This window comes from Desulfacinum hydrothermale DSM 13146, from assembly GCF_900176285.1.
Taxonomy (GTDB): domain Bacteria; phylum Desulfobacterota; class Syntrophobacteria; order Syntrophobacterales; family DSM-9756; genus Desulfacinum; species Desulfacinum hydrothermale.
Map to the genome: position 1 here is coordinate 1 of NZ_FWXF01000022.1, position 17,937 is coordinate 17,937.

The 17,937-nt window shown below is 63.3% G+C and carries 14 protein-coding genes; 6 read left to right on the forward strand and 8 right to left on the reverse strand.

Going from position 1 to position 17,937, the window contains the following annotated elements; translation table 11 throughout:
• Positions 1 to 341: 341 nt before the first annotated feature.
• Both B9A12_RS14810 and B9A12_RS14815 read right to left on the reverse strand, forming a co-directional pair.
• Positions 342 to 1,136 (reverse strand): ABC transporter ATP-binding protein, encoded by a 795-nt coding sequence (locus B9A12_RS14810; RefSeq protein ID WP_084058883.1) that lies wholly within the window; start codon positions 1,134 to 1,136, stop codon positions 342 to 344.
• Between the two features lie 238 nt (positions 1,137 to 1,374).
• Positions 1,375 to 2,349, reverse strand: a complete 975-nt coding sequence (locus B9A12_RS14815) for an ABC transporter substrate-binding protein (RefSeq protein WP_084058884.1) — start codon at positions 2,347 to 2,349, stop codon at positions 1,375 to 1,377.
• Positions 2,350 to 2,832: 483 nt separating this feature from the next.
• Here B9A12_RS14815 and B9A12_RS14820 point away from each other — a divergent pair, with 483 nt between their 5' ends.
• From B9A12_RS14820 to B9A12_RS14840, 5 genes are all read left to right on the forward strand, one after another.
• Positions 2,833 to 3,507: a hypothetical protein gene (locus B9A12_RS14820; RefSeq protein ID WP_139796667.1), complete on the forward strand. Its 675-nt coding sequence runs from the start codon at positions 2,833 to 2,835 to the stop codon at positions 3,505 to 3,507.
• 380 nt (positions 3,508 to 3,887) lie between these two features.
• Positions 3,888 to 5,351 carry an ATPase domain-containing protein gene (locus B9A12_RS14825; RefSeq protein WP_084058886.1) on the forward strand — a complete coding sequence of 488 codons (1,464 nt, stop codon included), beginning with the start codon at positions 3,888 to 3,890 and terminating at the stop codon, positions 5,349 to 5,351.
• Between the two features lie 35 nt (positions 5,352 to 5,386).
• Positions 5,387 to 5,740 (forward strand): response regulator, encoded by a 354-nt coding sequence (locus B9A12_RS14830; RefSeq protein ID WP_084058887.1) that lies wholly within the window; start codon positions 5,387 to 5,389, stop codon positions 5,738 to 5,740.
• Positions 5,737 to 6,882: a sensor histidine kinase gene (locus B9A12_RS14835; protein ID WP_084058888.1), complete on the forward strand. Its 1,146-nt coding sequence runs from the start codon at positions 5,737 to 5,739 to the stop codon at positions 6,880 to 6,882. Before B9A12_RS14830 ends, B9A12_RS14835 begins: the two co-directional genes overlap by 4 nt.
• Complete coding sequence (locus B9A12_RS14840) at positions 6,857 to 9,535, forward strand: hybrid sensor histidine kinase/response regulator (RefSeq protein WP_084058889.1); 2,679 nt, start codon at positions 6,857 to 6,859, stop codon at positions 9,533 to 9,535. The genes B9A12_RS14835 and B9A12_RS14840 overlap by 26 nt, the downstream gene beginning before the upstream one ends.
• A gap of 38 nt (positions 9,536 to 9,573) precedes the next feature.
• Here B9A12_RS14840 and B9A12_RS14845 read toward each other — a convergent pair whose 3' ends face one another.
• Positions 9,574 to 10,350: an enoyl-CoA hydratase gene (locus B9A12_RS14845; RefSeq protein WP_084058917.1), complete on the reverse strand. Its 777-nt coding sequence runs from the start codon at positions 10,348 to 10,350 to the stop codon at positions 9,574 to 9,576.
• Between the two features lie 167 nt (positions 10,351 to 10,517).
• Here B9A12_RS14845 and B9A12_RS14850 point away from each other — a divergent pair, with 167 nt between their 5' ends.
• Entirely contained in the window at positions 10,518 to 11,684 is a 1,167-nt protein-coding gene (locus B9A12_RS14850; RefSeq protein ID WP_084058890.1) for a DegT/DnrJ/EryC1/StrS family aminotransferase, read from the forward strand.
• Positions 11,685 to 11,694: 10 nt separating this feature from the next.
• Here B9A12_RS14850 and purN read toward each other — a convergent pair whose 3' ends face one another.
• The 5 genes from purN to B9A12_RS14875 form a co-directional block, all read right to left on the reverse strand.
• Positions 11,695 to 12,504, reverse strand: coding sequence for a phosphoribosylglycinamide formyltransferase (gene purN / locus B9A12_RS14855; protein WP_084058891.1), 810 nt, complete (start codon positions 12,502 to 12,504; stop codon positions 11,695 to 11,697).
• A 288-nt stretch (positions 12,505 to 12,792) separates the two neighbouring features.
• Positions 12,793 to 13,611: a phosphoribosylformylglycinamidine synthase subunit PurQ gene (locus tag B9A12_RS14860; RefSeq protein ID WP_084058918.1), complete on the reverse strand. Its 819-nt coding sequence runs from the start codon at positions 13,609 to 13,611 to the stop codon at positions 12,793 to 12,795.
• Between the two features lie 160 nt (positions 13,612 to 13,771).
• Positions 13,772 to 16,777 carry an AIR synthase-related protein gene (locus B9A12_RS14865; protein ID WP_084058892.1) on the reverse strand — a complete coding sequence of 1,002 codons (3,006 nt, stop codon included), beginning with the start codon at positions 16,775 to 16,777 and terminating at the stop codon, positions 13,772 to 13,774.
• 24 nt (positions 16,778 to 16,801) lie between these two features.
• Positions 16,802 to 17,350, reverse strand: coding sequence for a manganese efflux pump MntP (locus tag B9A12_RS14870; RefSeq protein ID WP_084058893.1), 549 nt, complete (start codon positions 17,348 to 17,350; stop codon positions 16,802 to 16,804).
• Between the two features lie 168 nt (positions 17,351 to 17,518).
• Positions 17,519 to 17,899 (reverse strand): PilZ domain-containing protein, encoded by a 381-nt coding sequence (locus B9A12_RS14875; protein WP_084058894.1) that lies wholly within the window; start codon positions 17,897 to 17,899, stop codon positions 17,519 to 17,521.
• Positions 17,900 to 17,937 lie beyond the last annotated feature (38 nt).

Genomic DNA, 17,937 nt, shown 5'->3' on the forward strand with positions numbered 1-17,937 from the left:
AGGATAAGCTCTCTGCCCAATAAAGCTGTAGCCCTCTTCCGCACTGGATACGTCGAGTTGTTCCAGGATTTCGTCAAAAACGAAACAGGCGTGATCCTTCGGCAAAAGATCAAATACGGAACTTGGAAACAATTGCCGTTGGCGAAACTGAGTTGGGTCGTATTTGAAACGAGCCATGACAGATTCCCCCATGCGCGCATGCTAGATTAGGTGTATTCTTATCACAACGGCATGGATATGTCAAATGAATATAGACTTTATAGATCACATGCAAATACAGTTGACATGAATTCTCGGACAAGCTCCTAGCCCCTCCCACCCTGACGGTCCCGCATGATGGATCAGGGAGCACCGACCGCGCGGTCCAAGGCGCGACGGACCGTGCGGGCCATGGCGTGGAACGCCTCCCGGTCGCGGTAGGTGGGATCGCCGAATCCCTTATTTTCCAAGACTTGCACGAAGGTTGCCGGACGCCCAGCCATCACCAGAACCCTGCGGGCCAGGAAGACCGCTTCGTCCACGCTGTGTGTGACCAGGACGTACGGTACGCGGAAGCGGGTCCAGATATCCAACAGATGGTGCTGAAGGCGTTCCCGGGTGATGGCGTCCAGCGAAGAGAAGGGTTCGTCCAGCAACAGGAGCCCCGGTTTTCCCACCAGGGCCCGGGCGATGGCCACCCTCTGTTGCTCGCCGCCGCTCAACTGCGGCGGGTACCGGTCTTCCGTGCCGCCCAGGCCCAGGGCGACCAGGATCTCCCGTGCTCTCCGGGTGCGTTCCCTACGGGAAACCCCGCGGATCTTGAGGCCCAGGGCCACGTTGTCCAGGACCGTCTTCCAGGGAAGCAGTCCGTAGTCCTGGAGCACCACGGCGATCTCCGGATGGGGCCTTCGGACGGGGGTCCCCCGGTAGGTAACCCGGCCCGAATCCGGGCGCAGCAGGCCGCAGAGCAGGTAGAGGAGCGTGCTCTTACCGCAACCCGATGGGCCCACCACCGCGTAGGTGTCGTCACGGCCCACGGCCAGCGACATGCCCTGGAGAACGGGAGGGTCCTGGGGGCGGAAACGCTTCGACAGGTCGGAAGCGCGGAGAAGAGCCGGGGCGTCAGGAAGGCTTTGTGCCGGGGCCGGTTCGCTCATGGTCCCTTTCACCAAGGCTGGCTTGGCCGCTCCATGGGCGGCGGATTTTCAACGATGGCCTTTCGGCGTCCTTGTGGCTTTCCAATGTGGTGCTTGTTGTGTTCTCGGACCGCCTCGTCGGGGCGGGTTCCGCGCCCCACCTGCTGATGGGCCGCACAGGCCCGCCCAGGTGGCCCCAACCTTCCGTTGGCGTAAGAAGGGAGCACGCTGGGCTGTGTGGGGCAATCTCCTGGTCGCATCACCTCCAAACGAGCCGTTCGTAGGGAATCCGCTCCTGGATCAGGCCGTGGTGGAGCATCCAGGCCTGGACCCGTTCCACCCCGGCGGGATCGGGAAGACCGGGTTCCGGAAACGCGGGGACGGGATAGGACTTCTGCAGGGATCCGGGAATGCGGCACGTGCGGGCCATGAGTTCCCGGTACTTTTCGGGATGGTCACTGAGCGCGGAGACCGCCTTAGCATAGGCGGTCAGGAACCTTTCCGCCAGTCCCGGGTCCGCGTCCAGCAGGTCCTGGCGCAACCCGATCACGGTCAGCGGCAGATCCAGGTTTCCATCGGTCCAATAGACCTTGGATCCCTTGGATTCCGCAAGCGTCACCAGCGGTTCCGGAAGGACCGCCAGGTCCAGCTGACCGGTGAGGAGCATCTGGAGCCGCAGGGGGATCTTTTTCACTTCCAGGCGCTTCCATGTTTCGAGCGGGATCCCGGCTTCCTTCTGCAGGGTGTCCAGGAGAAATTCCATGATGGTGGCGTTGGAAAGCCCCACGGTGGCGCCGGTGGGGATTTCCGTGGCGGAGTGGGCCGGCAGGCCGGGGCGTCCCGCCAGGGCAAACATGCGCCGGCCCGGACGGCTGGCGTAGGATACGGTGAGAATCCGTATGGGCAGACCGTTTCGAACGAGCAGAAGTGTGTTGAGAAGGTCTCCGAAATAGCCTTGGAGCTGCCCACCCTGCATGGCCGCATCCCGCTCCAGGGCGCTGTTGAAGGAGACCAGTTCCACGGAAATCTTTGCTTCGTCAAAGAATCCCTCCTGGACGGCCACCTGCAGGGGCAACGTGTCCAGAACGGGCAGGATCCCGATCCTCACGGGCTCGCTGGCCAGGGCCGTGGAGATGAGGGGGGCGGACACAAGGGCCGTCGCCACCAGGAGGGCCCAAAGGGACTTGGTAGAACGGGGTCCAAGGCCGAGCGACTTCCTGCGAGATCGTCTCATTGGGTACTCCTTTTCTGGAAGCAGAGTCCGGGTATCCCGGGTCCGGCCGGGGCGCTTCAAGGGGCGAAGGGCCATTTTTCTTGCATTCCATCCAAAGGTCAAGGATCATTCCCAGGCGGAACGAGCGATGGCGCTTCGTGGCGGCCGCTTCTTGCCTTCTGGTTCCCGGGGAGCCGGTGCGATCATGACCTTTCGTCCTTTGGTGTCTTTCTGACCAGTTGAAATCCCACCGGCCCCGTGGTGCTTTTTGAGTGTCGTAGGGGCCGGTTCAGAACCCCCCTACGGCTGAAAGATCAGGCCGGCAGCGTGGGCGCGTGGTAGCCCCAACCTTCCGTCCACACAAGAAGGGAGGAACCTGGGCGTTCTCAGGCAGCCTCCTGGGAGCTAAAAGTCCCCCCTCTCCTCGTCGGGTTCGGAAGGAAGATGCGAGACGGTGCCGAAAGGGCGGCTCGCCTCATCAGCCCAAGGGGACAGGAAGACTCCATGCCGACAAGAAACGGATTTTGGCAGGAAAAGCTCAAGGCCTACATCCAAGACCGGACGCGGGAACTTGGAGACGGCCACCTGGCGCTCCGTCCCCCAACCCGGCAAGCCCTGGAAAGACTCCTTCAGGATCCCCTTTTCCAAGACCAGGAAGCCGTGCTGGAGGCCGCCTTGACGGATCCCTACTTCCCGCTGGGCCAGATCCCCAGGACGGTTCTGGCCGACGTGGTGGGCATGCGCTTTTTCGTCAGCAAGAGGCGGCCGGAGATCCAGGGATCGTTGACCCGCGCGGTGATCGCCATGGCGCGGCTTTTTCTGCGTGTTCGGGAGGATCTGAAACGGCATGGAAACCCGAACCGGGTCACTGGCATCCCGTTGGACGGTCGCCCCCATCCGCTCTCCCCTTCGGGTTGGTGCCGCCTGTGCGGCACCTGCTGCCAGATCGGCGGGGTTCGGGCCGTGGCCCCCCCGGGCATGACCTACCCTCCCGCATGGGTGCGGATGATCCAGGGAGAGGCCGACCCGGACCAATTCCTCTGCCCGTTTCTCTTCCAGTATTTCGGCCGTGAGATCTATTTTTGCGCCATCCACCGCATCAAGCCCCGGGCCTGCGCGGACTTCGGCCCGGAAGATTGCGCCCGATGCGCCCAGGACATCGCCCTGCACGGCCTGTGAACCCGGAAGGTCCCTTGGGTCCACACGCCCAGGGTCTGTGCGGAGTGCCCCGATGGAGTGCGAACGTCGGGGCAAGGCGATAGGGCAACCGCCCACCGTTCCTTTGGAACGCCCTTCGTTTTGTGTCGTGAGAGGCCTTCTTAACGTCCAGTTATGTGTTGACAATTCCGTCGGTTCTCCGTTAGGGGAAAGGGGTGCGGGCGGACGTTGAGACACGCCCTCGGTTGCCCCATTCTTCCCCAATTGCTTTCACCTCTTGAGATGCCAGGAGGCCCCTGTCCAATGAGGCGATTTCACTGACCCTCCATTCCGCCCCGGGAGTCGGTGGTCCTCACCGATTCCCCCCGTAAGTTTGGATCCCACTGGAGAAAGGAGATACCATGCCGAACGGGAATGAGAGCGGACCCCAGCGCGTGAAAACCGGCGTTGCCGGTCTGGATGAGCTGCTCCGAGGGGGGCTTCCTCCCCGAAAGGCCTATCTGGTGTGCGGAGGCCCAGGCAGCGGTAAGACCACCTTGGGTTTTCATTACGTGACCACCGAAGCCGACGGAAAAGAGCCGGCCCTTTGGATCACGTTGGGCGAGCCGCCGGAACAGCTCCGGGACAACGCCGCCCGGATGGGATTCGATCTTTCCGGCGTGCATTTTCTGGATTTGAGCCCGGGACCGGAATTCTTTGTGGAGTCGGAAAGCTACGACATCTTCTCTCCCGCCGAGGTGGAGCGTGATCCCACGACACGGCGGATCGTGGAGACCGTCGAGGCGGTCCAGCCCCAACGGGTCTTCATCGATTCCATGACCCAATTGCGATATCTCAGCACCGATCCCTTCCAGTTCCGCCGCCAGGCCCTGTCCCTTTTCCGGTACCTGACCAACCAGGGAGCCACGGTGGTCTTCACGTCCGAATCCAGCTCGGAGGCGCCCGATGCGGACCTCCAGTTTCTTTCCGACGGGATCATTGAATTTTCCTTCATGGAAGACACTCGAACCCTTCGGATAAGCAAACTGAGAGGATCCGATTTTTGGGGCGGACACCATGAGATGGCTATCACGGAACGGGGGATCGTGGTCTTCCCGCGCCTGGTGCCGGGCGAAAGGGCCCCTTCCATGTCCTTCGATCTTCTCTCCTCGGGGATTCCCGAGCTGGACGAGCTGCTCCACGGGGGCTTGGAACGAGGAACGACCACCGTCTTCTCCGGCCCCAGCGGTGTGGGAAAGACCACCCTGGGCCTGGTCTTTTTGAAGGAGGCCGCCGGGCGGGGAGAACGCTCTTTTCTTTACACCTTCGAAGAAGACCTGGCCCGGATCGTTACGCGGTCCCGCCATGTGAACATCCCCGTTGAAGACATGTTGCGGAGGAACACGCTGGGGCTGGAGCGTGTGGAGCCTCTGCGTTACAGCGCCGATGCCTTTGCCCGAAAGGTTTTGGAAGAGGTTCAGCAAAACGACACGAAGCTGGTCATGATCGACAGTACCTCCGGCTACGAACTCACGGTTCGGGGCTGCAACCTGGTGGAACGCCTCCACGCCCTGGGGGCGAGCCTGTGCGCTCTGGGGGTGACCGTTTTGCTGGTGGAAGAGGTGCAGGAGGTGACGGGCGAGTTCAAGCCGACCCAGCGCGGTCTCAGCTACCTGGCGGACAACATTGTCTTCATGCGCTACCTGGAACTGGCCGGCCATCTCCGACGAGCCATCGGGGTGCTCAAAAAGCGCCTGGGAAGCTTCGAAGAGACGCTGCGCGAATTCGCCATCACGCGCTACGGCGTCAAGATCGGTGAGCCGCTCACGCAACTGCGGGGCATCCTGCGGGGGATGCCCGAGCTGGAGGAAAAGGCCTCTCGCTGAGACCACCAACAGCCTGCAGAACCCAGGGGGTCGCCATGATCCTGATTGTCATGACCAATGCCGCCAACCGCCGGGTTCTCCGCCAGGTGTTGGAAAAGGAGGGGCTGAACGTGGTGGAGGCCGGCGGCATCGAGGCCCTGGCCGAGGTGATCCGGAACAACGGGAGCCTGCAGGCCGCCTTGATCGACATCACCGGGCTGGAGGCCAGGATTTGGGACCAATGCGGGGAGCTTCACAAGCGCCAGGTGCCCTTCCTGATGCTTTCTTCCAGGCAAAGCCGTGCGTTGGAGGCGGCGTCCGTGGCCCATGGAGCTCGAGGCGTCCTGGTCAAGCCCTTGACGATTCAACACCTGGTGCAGTTGCTGCGCTCGTTATTGGAGAACCCATGAAGGGCGACGCCCTGCAAACCCTTTTGATGGTCATGGGGCACAAGGAGAACCGGAGGCTCCTTGAACAGGAGCTGCGATCCTTTCGGCGCTGCTTTAAGAAGCCTCCGGAGGAGCTGATCGACTTCGGCCGGGAGGATCCCTCGCTGCTCATACTGGAAGGCCTGGAAAACCTGGAGGCGCCGCTGGATCTGATCATGGCGGACGGACCGGGCTTGAAGCGGGGAGCCGAAGAAATCGCCCGGCGGAAGGCCGCCGAAAAGCCCCGGTTTCTTCCCGTCTTGCTCCTCACGTCCAGACAGGATTTGGGGCTTGCCTCTTCCCAGCTGTGGCGGACGGTGGACGAATTGGTGCTCATGCCCGTCCAGAGGACGGAGCTTCGGGCGCGTCTGGCCGTGCTGCTCCGGGCCCGCATTCTTTCCCTGGTCATGGAGCGGAAAAACGAGGACTTCAAGGCCATGGTCTATCTCATGGCCCACGACCTGGCGGCTCCGGTCCGGGCCATCGAGGGCCTGTCGGAGGCCGCCTTGGAGGATTTCGGAGACCGCCTCGCCGGGGGCCCGGACGAATACCTGCAGCGGATCCTCCGAGCGGCCGGATCCATGCGGGATCTCATGGACGCGGTGATGGACTTCGCCCGGTTGGAGGGGCAGGCCTTCGCGCTGGCGCCCGTGGAGCTGAAGGCCGTGGTGGAGGAGGTGATGGAGCGGATGCAGCCGGAGATGGAAGCCGCCACGGCCCAGGTCACCGTTCAGGAAGGACCCTGGCCGCGGGTGCTGGGGGTGCACCCGTGGCTCGTGTCGGTCCTGAAGAACCTTCTGTCCAACGCCCTCAAATTTGTGCCCGCCGGCCGGCCGCCCCGGGTGAGCCTGTCCTGGGAGTCCTCCTCCCTGTGGTGCCGCGTGCGGGTGCGGGACCAGGGGATCGGCATCCCTGCGAAAGATCAGCAACGCATCTTTTCTGCTTTCCATCGGCTCCATGGTGAGGAAGAATACCCGGGCATTGGCCTGGGGCTCACCGCCACCAAGCGCATGATGGAGCTCATGCGCGGGCACATCTCGGTCACGTCCGCGCCGGGGGATGGCTCCGAATTTGTCCTGGAATTCATGAGGTGTGAGGATGTTCCAAGTCCTAGTGGTGGATGACAATCCCAACGACCGCTTTCTGATCCGCCGGCTCATTGTCAAAGAATGGCCCGATGCCCGCATCCGGGAAGTGGGGGGGCGTGCGGATTTTGAAGAAGCCCTGGCGGACTTTTCCTATACCGTGGTGATCACCGACTATCACCTGCACTGGTCGGACGGTCTGCAGGTCCTGAAAGAAGTGCGGCGCCGCGACCGCTGTGTTCCGGTGATCATGCTGACGGGAACGGGAACGGAAGAGGTGGCCGTGCAGGCCTTAAAAAGCGGCTTGAGCGACTACCTGCTCAAAAAACACATGAAGCGCCTGCCGGCCGCCATTCGGGAGAGTCTGGAAAAGAGCCGGCTGACCCGGGAGGTGGCCAGAGCTCGTCGAGAGCTGGAGGCTTCGGAAAAGCGCTACCGCTCCATGGTGGAATCCGCCAGCGACTGGATCTTCACCCTGGATCCGGAGGGACGCTACCTGTCGGTAAACCGAAAGGCCCTGGAGGTGCTGGGGCTCGCTGCCGAAGAGGTGGTGGGAAGGCGGGTGATCGACATCCACGGATCCGAGGAGGCCCAGACCTATCTGGACCGGGTGCGGTACGTGGTGGAAACGGGGCAGTCCATCAGCTTCGAGCACGAGTTCCACTGGAAGGGTCAAAGGCAGTGGCACCGGGACGTCTTGTATCCCATCCTGGGGCCGGACGGTCGCGTGGAGGCGGTGGGCGGCATCTGCGTGGACATCACCGAGACCAAGCGCATGGAGCAGCAGCTCCAGGAGTCCATGGAGCGATACCGCATCCTGGCGGAACACAGCCCCGTGGGGGTGGTCATCACGCAGGACATGCAATTTGTTTATGTCAACCCGGCTGCGGCCCGGCTTTTGGGGAAGACCCCCGATGAAGTGGTGGGAGAGAACATACTTTCCTTCGTACGCGAGGAATATCGTGATCTTCTGCGCCAGGCCCACCTGGACCGGGTGGCGGGAAAAACCGTGCCCATCGCCTACCGACTGGCCCTGGCCGGGGAAGGCAAAGAGCGGTGGGTGGAGGTCCACGGTTCGCAGATCACCCATGCCGGTCGCCCGGCGGCCCTGGGGATCCTGGTGGACATCACGGACCGCATGGAGGCGGAGCGCCGCAATCGGCTGTTCCAGGCCACCGTGGAGCAGGCCTTCGAAGGCATCGTGATTGCGGACGGAGACGGGGTCATCCAGTACGTGAATCCTTCCTTTCTGGCCTCCACGGGATACCGATCGGAGGATTTGGTGGGCCGCTCCATAGCCGTGTTGCAATCGGAGCACCACGATCCGGCCTTCTACGAGACCATGTGGCGGACGGTGAAGGCCGGTCAGGTCTGGCGGGGGCTCGTGACCACCTCCACCTCAGGGGGAGAAACGCGCCAATTCCAGGTGACCGTGAGCCCGGTGCGCGATGAAACGGGGCGAATCGTCAGCCTGGTCTCCGTCAACCGGGACGTGACCCAGGAGCGGGCCCTGGAGGCCCAGCTGCGCCAGGCCCAGAAGATGGAAGCCCTGGGAACCCTTGCCGGCGGTATTGCCCACGATTTCAACAACATCCTGGGCGCCATCGTGGGCTACACGGAACTGGCTCTCATGGCGCTGGAAGGCGATCATCCCGTGCGGAAGCACCTGGACCGCGTGCTGAATGCCGGGCACCGGGCCCGGGACCTGGTCCAGCAGATCCTCACCTTCAGTCGCCAAAAGGAGATGGAAAAGCGGCCGGTCCACTTGCGCTACATCGTGAAAGAGGCCACCAAGCTGCTGCGCGCCTCCCTACCCAGCACCATCGAGATCCGCGAATACGCCCCCAGCGAGGTGCCTCCCGTGCTGGGCGATCCCACCCAGTTGCACCAGGTGATCATGAATCTTTGCACCAACGCCTTCCACGCCATGCGGGAAACGGGCGGGCTTCTGGAGGTGCGGCTGGAGGCGGAACGCCTGGACAAGGAATCCCTGGACCGATTTCCGGAACTGAAGGAAGGCGATCACGTGGTGCTGACGGTCAAGGATACGGGCCACGGGATTGCTCCCGAACTTCTGGATCGCATTTTCGAGCCCTACTTCACCACCAAGGAAGTGGGAGAAGGAACGGGATTGGGCCTGGCGGTGGTACACGGAATCGTGACAGGTCTCAACGGGGCGATCCGCGTCGAAAGCGAGCCGGGCCGAGGCACCACCTTCCGGGTCCACCTTCCGGCTCTCATGGAAGAGGCGCCCGAAAGGCCGGTGGAGGGGCCGCAGATGGAGCTTCCGGGCGGATCGGAGAGGATCCTCCTGGTGGATGACGAACCCGCTCTGGTGGAACTGGCTCAGCAAATCCTTTCCCGCCTCGGGTACCGGGTGACGGCCTTTCACGACCCCCGCGAGGCCCTGGCCCGATTTCGGCAAGAACCGGACGCCTTCGATCTGATCCTTACGGACATGACCATGCCCAAGGTGACCGGAAAGCGACTGGCCCATGAGGTGCGGGCCCTTCGTCCCAACCTTCCGGTGATCCTCACTTCCGGCTACAGCGATTCCATCGGCTCCGAGGAAGCTCGGTTGGCGGGCTTTTCCGCCTTCGTGAAGAAGCCCTACAGGGCCCTGGAGATGGCGCAGACGGTCCGTGAGGTGCTGGACAGGTACCTGGAAAGCGGGCCGAAGACGCGCCGTTGACGGGTGCGGGCGGAGGAAACGCCCAAGGGCGTGTTCCCTCACCGATGCTTCCAGATGGGGGCGCGCTTTTCCACAAAGGCCCGCATGCCTTCCTGCGCATCGTCGGCCAGGCAATTGAAGGCGATGGCTTCCTTGGCAAAGTCGTAGGCCGATCCTTCGTCCAGATCCACCTGGCTGTAGAAGGCTTCCTTTCCAAAGGAGAGGGTGAACCGGCTGAACGAAGCGATGGATTCGGCCAGTTCCATGGTCTCTTCCGAAAGCCGCTCCAAAGGTACCACTCGGTTGACCAGGCCCCAGTCCAGAGCCTCCTGGGCGGAGACGAACCGGCCCGTGACGAGCATCTCCATGGCCCGGCGCCTTCCGATCACGCGGACCAGGGGCACCATGGGCGTGGTGCAAAAGAGTCCGATCTTGACGCCCGGTGTGGCGAACCTGGCCCCGCTTTCGGCCACGGCCAGATCGCAGGCGGCCACCAGCTGGCATCCGGCCGCCGTGGCGATCCCGTGCACCTGGGCGATGACGATCTGGGGCAGGCGGTGCAGTTGCAGCATCATGCGGGAGCAGGTGCTGAAGAGGCGGCGATGGGCGTGGAGGTCCGCCTCCGGGGCGATCATCTCCTTGAGGTTGTGACCGGCACAGAAGGCCGGCCCTTCGCCCCGAAGGATCAGCACGCGCACGGCCGGATCGCGGCCCACCTCGTCCAGGCGGGTCATGATGGCTTCAATGACGGATAGCGACAGGGCGTTTCGGGTCTGGGGATGGTCCAAAACCAGATGGGCGATGGGGCCCATCCTTTCCAGGCGCACTTCCTTCATGAGCGTCACCTCCGTGGGGCATGGGGAAAAGCGGTGGGTGTGGGCCAAGGGATTGGGGAAAAACCGGGTTCCTGCAACTTTTCCTTGCTCCTTCGCCTTTTCGCCATTAGCCTTGCCAGGTTTCACAAGGATGCCTTGACGCATACCATAGCAAGAAGGCGGGCGAAATGGAATTCATCGACCTGAAAGCGCAACAGAGGCGGATCCGCGCCCTGTTGGAAGAGCGCATCGGCGCCGTCCTGGACCACGGCCGCTACGTGCTGGGCCCCGAGGTCTTGGAGCTGGAAGAAGAACTGGCCCGCTACACGGGGGTGCGCCACGCGGTGAGCTGCGCCTCGGGAACGGATGCCCTGCTCATGGTGCTCATGGCCTGGGGGATCGGGCCCGGCCACGTGGTCTTCACCACCCCGTTCACCTTCATCGCCACGGCCGAAGTGGTGGCTCTCCTGGGGGCGGTGCCGGTCTTCGTGGATGTGGATCGGGAAACCTTCAACATGGACCCGGAAAAACTTCGCCTGGCCCTGGAGGCCCTGAAACGGGACGATCCGTCACTGCATCCGCTGCCTGAAGCGGCGCGGGGCTGCCAGGCCAAGGCCGTCATTGCCGTGGACCTTTTCGGTCTTCCCGCCGATTACGCGGAAATCGAGACGATCGCGGCGGAAAGCGGTCTGCTGGTTCTGGAGGATGCGGCCCAATCCTTCGGGGCGTCCCGAAACGGCATCCGGGCGGGACGGTTCGGCCATGCGGCGGCCACGAGTTTCTTTCCGGCCAAGCCCTTGGGAGGCTACGGCGACGGCGGTATGTGCTTTACGGACGACGATGGGCTGGCCCAGCGGCTGCGCTCCATCCGCGTCCACGGCCAGGGAAGCCACCGCTACGACCATGTGCGCCTGGGCCTCAACGGGCGGTTGGACACCTTGCAAGCGGCCGTGCTGCTGGCCAAGATGACCATCTTCGATGATGAGTTGGTGCGGCGCCGGCAGGTGGCGGACCGCTACCGAAGGCTTCTGGAACGCCACCTGGCGGATCTTCGGCCCCAGCACATCCCGCAGGGGTGCACGTCCGCGTGGGCGCAATTTTCCTTGGTGGCCCCCACCGAACGAGACCGGGATGCCCTCAGGGATCGCCTGGACCGGTCCGGAATCCCCACAGCCGTCTACTATCCCGTGCCGCTCCATCTGCAGCCCGCCTTTGCTCCCCTGGGATACGCCGAAGGCCAGTTCCCGGTCAGCGAGGACCTGGCCCGGCGCATCTTCAGCCTGCCCATGCATCCCTACCTGTCGGCGGAAGAGCAGGAAAGGATTGTGTCCGCCATGGCCGGTGATGGACCATGACGCGTTTCCATCACGCGAACCGGAAGGCGGATTCCACCCACGAGCCCATGATTTCCCGGTAGTTGGGGTCGGCGATGCGCACCCGGGGGCGCGGACCCGGCCCGGGCTCTACGTGCACCACACCGTCGGCGATCCAGTTGATCACCTGCGCGTAGATCTTGTACTCCAGATGGAGGCCGCGCTTCTGGACGGTGCTTTCGTCGTCTTGGTCGAAGATGGGATAGACCGCCTGGGCGATCACAGGCCCCGAGTCTTCGCCTTCATCCACGAAGTGCACGGTCACCCCGCCCCATTTGCAGCCGTAGTGGAAGGTGTCCCGGTAGCCGTGCCGGCCGGGAAAGGCCGGCAGGAGCGCCGGGTGGATGTTGATCACCCGGAAGGTGCCGCCCGTGTTGTAGTGGTCCAGAAAGTGGGGGGTGAGAAGCCGCATGAAGCCGGCCAGGCACACCAGGTCCGGTCGGTGGGCGTCCAGGCGGTCCATGAGCTCCCTTTCGGCGCAGATGAGGCCCCAGAGGCGCCGGCGTGCCGCCACCGGATCGGCTCCCTGGGGAAGGATCCGCTGACGGGCCAGGATCTGATCCACCAGGGCGGTGTCCATGGGCGGCAGCCCCCCCTCCCCTCTCCGGTACCGGGAGTAGTCCACCACGAAGGTGGGGATGCGGGCGGTGCGGGCGCGTTCCAGGCCGAAGGCGCCGGGCCGGTCGCTGCCGACGCAGACGATACGGGCCTTCAAGGTGCCCTCGTGCATGCGGTCCATGAGGGCCTGCAGGTTCGTGCCGCCCCCGGAGACGAGAACGGCGATACGTAAACGATTCTTCATGGCACTTCTTTCCTGGATCCGTAGGGAGCGGATGCCGTCGTGGTCCTGCCAAGGGTTGGCGGCTTTCGCCGCTCCTACGAAGTGTTCATCCGTCTTTCAAAAAAAGCTCCCTATGCCGTCCGGATGGCTGTGGGAGCGCCGAAAGGCGCAAGCCCTCCTGCCCGCCCATCCCTGGAGCCCGCAGGGAGCGATGATTGACCTGTCCCTTTCTTCCAGTGGGTGTTGGACCACCTCAAGATGCCCCAAAGCGCCGGGGACACCAAGGGCATCCAATGGGGAACGCATCGGCTAACCTCGGGTTCGCACGTGGTCCACGGCGTTACGGAAGAAGAGCACGCCGGCCCCCTGTTCCGGCAGGGGCTCGCCCGTGCGTTGCCGTCTTTCCTTTTCCAGGGTCCAGTCCGGGTGGTTGGTCCAGTGATTGAACGCCTCAGGGTGCGGCATGAGGCCCAGAATGCGCCCCGTGGGGTCACAAATGCCCGCGATATCGTTGATGGACCCGTTGGGATTGGCGGGGAAAGCGCCTTGAGCCGGGCGGCCGTCCGCCGTGGCGTAGCGCAGCACCACCTGGTTGTTGGCTTCCAGCTTTTGGATCACATCCGCTTCGGCAAAGAATTTGCCTTCTCCATGACGCACCGGCAGGTCCATGGTGTGCAAACCCCGGGTGAAAACGCAGGGCGATTGGTCGTTGAAGACCACATGGACCCATTGATCCCGAAACGTTCCGCAATCGTTGGCCACAAGTGCCGCCTGCCGATCCCATGTGCCCGGCTCAAAACCGGGCAACAACCCCGTGTTGACCAGGACCTGGAACCCGTTGCAAATGCCCAGCACCAGCCCGCCCCGGTCCACGAAGGAAAGGATCTCATCGCGAAGGCGGTGCTTGAGGCGCATGGCCAGGATGACGCCTGCGCCGTGTTCGTCGGCCCAGGAAAATCCGCCTCCAATGACGAAGAGGTGGTAATCGGCCAGGCGCTTGGTCCCCCCGATGATGGCATTCAAATGGACCCGCTCGGGCAAAGCGCCTGCCAGATGAAGGATGTGGGCCGTTTCCCAGTCGCAGTTGAGGCCGAAGCCGGTGAGCACCAAGGCTCGTACGTCCTTCATGGGTCGGTTGTCCTCCAAGGGATCAAAACACATTTTGCTCTGTTACGTCCCCCCTTGGCGGGGGAGGTGCCGTTACGCTCGCCAGGCCAGGTCGCGAGTACAGCCCCCCCTGCCGGTCGTCAACCTTTGGTCCATCGGCGAGGGGGCCATCTGCGCCTCTTTAGACGGGCTCCTGGCTCCAGGTGCCGCTCCAGGCCTTTCGAAGGCTCTCCACAGGCACCTGCACCAGCTCCTTTCCATCGGTCCCACGGATCTGGAAGATCGGCGCCTCGGTCACACGACCGATGCGTGCCGCGGGAAGGCCCTCCATGAGCTCTTGAAAAGCCGCTTCCCGCTGGGGCGGCACCGTGACCAGGAAACGCCCCAGGGATTCACTGAAAAGCAATGCCACATGGGATAGGGATCCTTCGGCCGGAACCCGGGACAGATCCCAGGTCATACCCAGCCGGCCGGCAATGGCGGCCATGGCCCCGTGGACGGCCAGTCCTCCCCTTCCCACCGCGCGGCAGGAAGCGCACAGGCCTTGGGCCACTGCCCTTTCCAAGGCCCGGTAGAGCCTCAAGAAGTCTTCCGAATGGGCCCGGGGAATGTTCAAACCCACGTGGCCCAGGTGCTGGTAGTATTCCGAAGCGCCCAGCTCGTTTCGGGTGATCCCCAGCACGTAGACCAGATCCCCGGGCATCTTCACGTCCATGGTGAGGCACCGGGTCACGTCCGGCACCACCGTGGTGGCGGTGAACTGGAGCGTGGGAAGCCCGGAAACCTTGTGGCGTTCCCCGTAGGCGCCGGGCAGGTGGCCGTCCACATACATGCTGTCCTTGCCGGAAAGAAGGGGGATCTGGTAGGCCAGGCACATATCGCGCAACGCCCAGTTGGCGCGCACCAGCTGGGCCGCCTTGTAGCGACCGTCCGGGTTCCGTTCCGGATCGTATTGGATGTTGGGCCAGCAGAAGTTGTCCACTCCGCCGATTTCGTCCAGCATGCCGCCCACGGAAAGGAGCCGGCGAACACACTCGTCGATGGAGGCTTCCACCATGTGGTAGGTGTCGATCTGGGCATAGGTGGGGTGGAGCGCCTGGGTGACGGCCAGACCCCGGTTGGAGGTGAGCACCGGGCGGATCACCGCCGCATCGTTGGGCACATCCCGGTCACGGCCCACCAGGAACTTGACGGCGCTGGTCCCTTGCACCTCGTGGTCGTACTGGCGCTGGATCCATTCGCGACTGCACAGGTTGGGCGATGCCAGCAGATCGCAGAGCAGGCGCCCCCAGTCTTCCGGTTCGCTCAACACCGGCTCCGTCAGGCCGCGTGAGCGGGGCGAGCGCCATTGGGCCTCAAATTCCCACTGGGGAAAATCCTCCCGGAAGAAGCTCAGATCCAGGTAAGCGCAGGTGCGCCCCTGGTAGGTGAGATGGAGCTTTCCCGAATCTTCGTAGCGCCCGATCACGGTGCATTCCACCTCATGAAGGCGTGCCAACTCCATGAACCGGTCCAGGTTTTCGGGACGCACGGCCACGGTCATGCGCTCCTGGGATTCGGATACCCAGATCTCCCACACGTCCAAGCCTTCGTACTTGAGCGGTACCTTGTCCAATTCCACGAAAGCACCGCCGGCCATCTGGGCCGACTCTCCGATGGACGACGACAGTCCGCCGCCCCCATTGTCGGTGATGAAGGTGATAAGCCCCTCGTCCCGGGCTTCCAGGAGGAAATCGTGCATCTTTTTCTGGGTGTAGGGGTCGCCGATCTGCACATGGCCGGCGGGGGTCTGTTCGCTGTAACTTTCGCTGGAGGCGGTCACCCCGTGGATGCCGTCCTTTCCCACCCGGCCACCGGCCATGATGATGAGATCTCCGGGGTTGGGCTTCTTCTGCTCCGTGGGCTCGCCTTTGACCGTTTGGGGCATGAGTCCGATGGCCCCCACGAAGACGAGGCACTTTCCCAGGTAGGAGGGGTGATAGAGAAGGTTTCCGAAGACCGTGGGTACCCCGTGCTTGTTGCCTCCGTCCCGCACGCCCTCCACCACGCCGTCCAGAAGCCGGCGTGGGTGCAGGTGCGGGCGCAGTGGGCCGGCATAGTCCCGCGGCCCCACGCAGTAGCCGTAAAAGCCGGCGATGAGGCGCGATCCTTTGCCCGTTCCCATGGGATCCCGGTACACCCCCACGATGCCCGTCAGAGCGCCTCCATAGGCCTCCATGTTGGATGGGCTGTTGTGGGTCTCCGCCGTGATAACGTAGTGGTGATCATCATCGAAGCGGGCCACGCCGGCGTTGTCCCACAGGACCGACACCACCCAGTCCTTGCGTCGCTGGATCTCCAGGGTGGGCGCCTCGATGCAGGTCTTGAAAAGGCTGTCCACCACGGATGCATCGCCGGAATCCAGGTCCCGGTAGTAGAATTTCCCCCGAAAGGTATTGTGGTTGCAATGATCGCTTCGCGCCTGGCTGATGGCTTCCAGTTCCACATCGGTGGGAAGATCCAGCCCCACCCGGCGCCGCTCTTCCCGGACGTCCTCCCGGAGGAAGTAGGCTCGGATCACGGGAATGTCCCGCGGATTGAGGGCCAGGTTCCGCTGGTCGCTCAGCTTTTGAAGTTCCTGGTCGCTTCCCACGGCCAGGGTCTGAACGGTGGGCGTGTGGGCCAGTTCCACCTTGGGAAGGATGATTCCAATCCCTTCCCGCGGATCCCAGTCCTGTGGAGCGTAGATGCGCCACTGCTGAATGATGTCGTTGGCCAGCAACTCCCGGGCCACCACGTCCACCTGATGCCGACTGAGCGGGGCATCCCGAAGGAGGAAGAGTTTGGACGTGTAGGCGGCCGCCTTGGGATCCAACGGCCTGCGCAGGTAGTCGGCGATGGCCTCCAGGGCCACGCTTCCCGCCGTATCCCGCACCCCCGGCCGAAATCCCACCCAGACGGCCCAATCGAAGTCCTGGGCCCGTGCCAGCGGCTCGGTGCTGGAAACCTGGGTCACCGGATTGGTGAAAATCTCGGTGCGAACGGCTTTCACTTCCTCTTCGTTCAGACCGGCATCCAGCGTGAGCACCTGGATCACCCGGGCGCTTCCCACGCGCCAGCCGAAGTAGTCATGGATCATTCGGCAAAGCTCGGATCCTTGGGCATCGAAAAGGTGTGGCTTGAGAGCGATTTCCAGTCTGACTGCCATGGGTCTATCCCGTTTGTCCTGACGTTATCCGATGATAAATTTCAAGGCGATGGCCATGAGAAGGACGCCTCCCACCACGCCCATGCGCCGGCCCCACAGGGCGGAAAGCCGGCTGCCGATCCGCATGGCCGCCCAGGTCATGAGACCGGCGGTGACACCGATGCACACGGCGGCCCCCAGAAGGCGCCGGCCCAGAAGCCCGAAGCTGAAGCCGACCCCCAACGCATCCAGGCTGGTGGCGATGGAAAGAACCACCAGGCTCATGCCTCGGGTGGGATCGCTACAGGCCATGTCATCGGCATCCTCCCCGCGCAGGTTTTCGTACGCCATTTTGGATCCGATGAAAAGAAGAATGGCGCAGGCGAGCCAAGGGCCCCAGGTGCGCGCCACTCCCACCAGCGTGGATCCCAAGGCCCAGCCGAGAAGCGGCATGGCGAACTGGAAGAAGCCGAAATGGAAGGAAAGTCGGAAGATGTGACGGGGCGTGCAGAAACGCGTTCCCACGCCCAGGCCCACGGCAAAGGCATCACAACCGAGGGCGACGGCCACCAACAAGGTCTCCCAGGGGGACATGACGCTCCTTCGTTCGACAGCGCGGCGTGCCGCGCAGGATTGTCCGCCGACTCATGAGCCCGGCCTTGCCGGGAAATGAACCGCCCTGGTGGCCCGCCCCCTACTGCGCCATGCGTCCCAAAGGACGATGCTTCGGCCTGGTTCCAGGCGCCTGTCATGCCCCAGCCATCAGGTGTAGAAGATCTCGTATTGGGTTCCGTAGCCCCGATACTGGAGGCTCAAATCCCCCAGAACGCGGGCGATGCTCGGATCCAGCTGGGTGAACTTGATTCCCATACCCCGGGGAGTGGTGGTGTCATCGGTTCCGTACAGATTGGACCAGACCACTTCCCCTTCCACTTCAATGGGGTTTCGAAGGCCGGGAAAGTTCAGGCTCAGACGGATGCGCGTCTGGATGGGGGCCGGTTCCGCACAAAGGACGAGCATGCCCCGCTCGTTGAAGTGCACGGATTTGCCCATGCCCTTCTTTTCCCCGTAGACGAAGGCCACCTGACACGGCTTGGGCCGCTTGTCGGGTCCTTGTCCATCTACGTTGCTTCCGTTCAGCATACGGCCTCTTTCGTGCCACGATTGGTGCAAGTCCTGGG

What these genes read in the sequence shown, in the direction of transcription:
- B9A12_RS14835 (WP_084058888.1), top strand. Translation starts at nt 5,737, where the DNA reads ATGAAGGGCGACGCCCTGCAAACCCTTTTGATGGTCATGGGGCACAAG.
- B9A12_RS14825 (WP_084058886.1), top strand. Translation starts at nt 3,888, where the DNA reads ATGCCGAACGGGAATGAGAGCGGACCCCAGCGCGTGAAAACCGGCGTT.
- B9A12_RS14870 (WP_084058893.1), bottom strand. Translation starts at nt 17,350, where the DNA reads ATGTCCCCCTGGGAGACCTTGTTGGTGGCCGTCGCCCTCGGTTGTGAT.
- B9A12_RS14875 (WP_084058894.1), bottom strand. Translation starts at nt 17,899, where the DNA reads ATGCTGAACGGAAGCAACGTAGATGGACAAGGACCCGACAAGCGGCCC.
- purN (WP_084058891.1), bottom strand. Translation starts at nt 12,504, where the DNA reads ATGAAGAATCGTTTACGTATCGCCGTTCTCGTCTCCGGGGGCGGCACG.
- B9A12_RS14860 (WP_084058918.1), bottom strand. Translation starts at nt 13,611, where the DNA reads ATGAAGGACGTACGAGCCTTGGTGCTCACCGGCTTCGGCCTCAACTGC.
- B9A12_RS14865 (WP_084058892.1), bottom strand. Translation starts at nt 16,777, where the DNA reads ATGGCAGTCAGACTGGAAATCGCTCTCAAGCCACACCTTTTCGATGCC.
- B9A12_RS14815 (WP_084058884.1), bottom strand. Translation starts at nt 2,349, where the DNA reads ATGAGACGATCTCGCAGGAAGTCGCTCGGCCTTGGACCCCGTTCTACC.
- B9A12_RS14850 (WP_084058890.1), top strand. Translation starts at nt 10,518, where the DNA reads ATGGAATTCATCGACCTGAAAGCGCAACAGAGGCGGATCCGCGCCCTG.
- B9A12_RS14810 (WP_084058883.1), bottom strand. Translation starts at nt 1,136, where the DNA reads ATGAGCGAACCGGCCCCGGCACAAAGCCTTCCTGACGCCCCGGCTCTT.
- B9A12_RS14845 (WP_084058917.1), bottom strand. Translation starts at nt 10,350, where the DNA reads ATGAAGGAAGTGCGCCTGGAAAGGATGGGCCCCATCGCCCATCTGGTT.
- B9A12_RS14830 (WP_084058887.1), top strand. Translation starts at nt 5,387, where the DNA reads ATGATCCTGATTGTCATGACCAATGCCGCCAACCGCCGGGTTCTCCGC.
- B9A12_RS14820 (WP_139796667.1), top strand. Translation starts at nt 2,833, where the DNA reads ATGCCGACAAGAAACGGATTTTGGCAGGAAAAGCTCAAGGCCTACATC.
- B9A12_RS14840 (WP_084058889.1), top strand. Translation starts at nt 6,857, where the DNA reads ATGTTCCAAGTCCTAGTGGTGGATGACAATCCCAACGACCGCTTTCTG.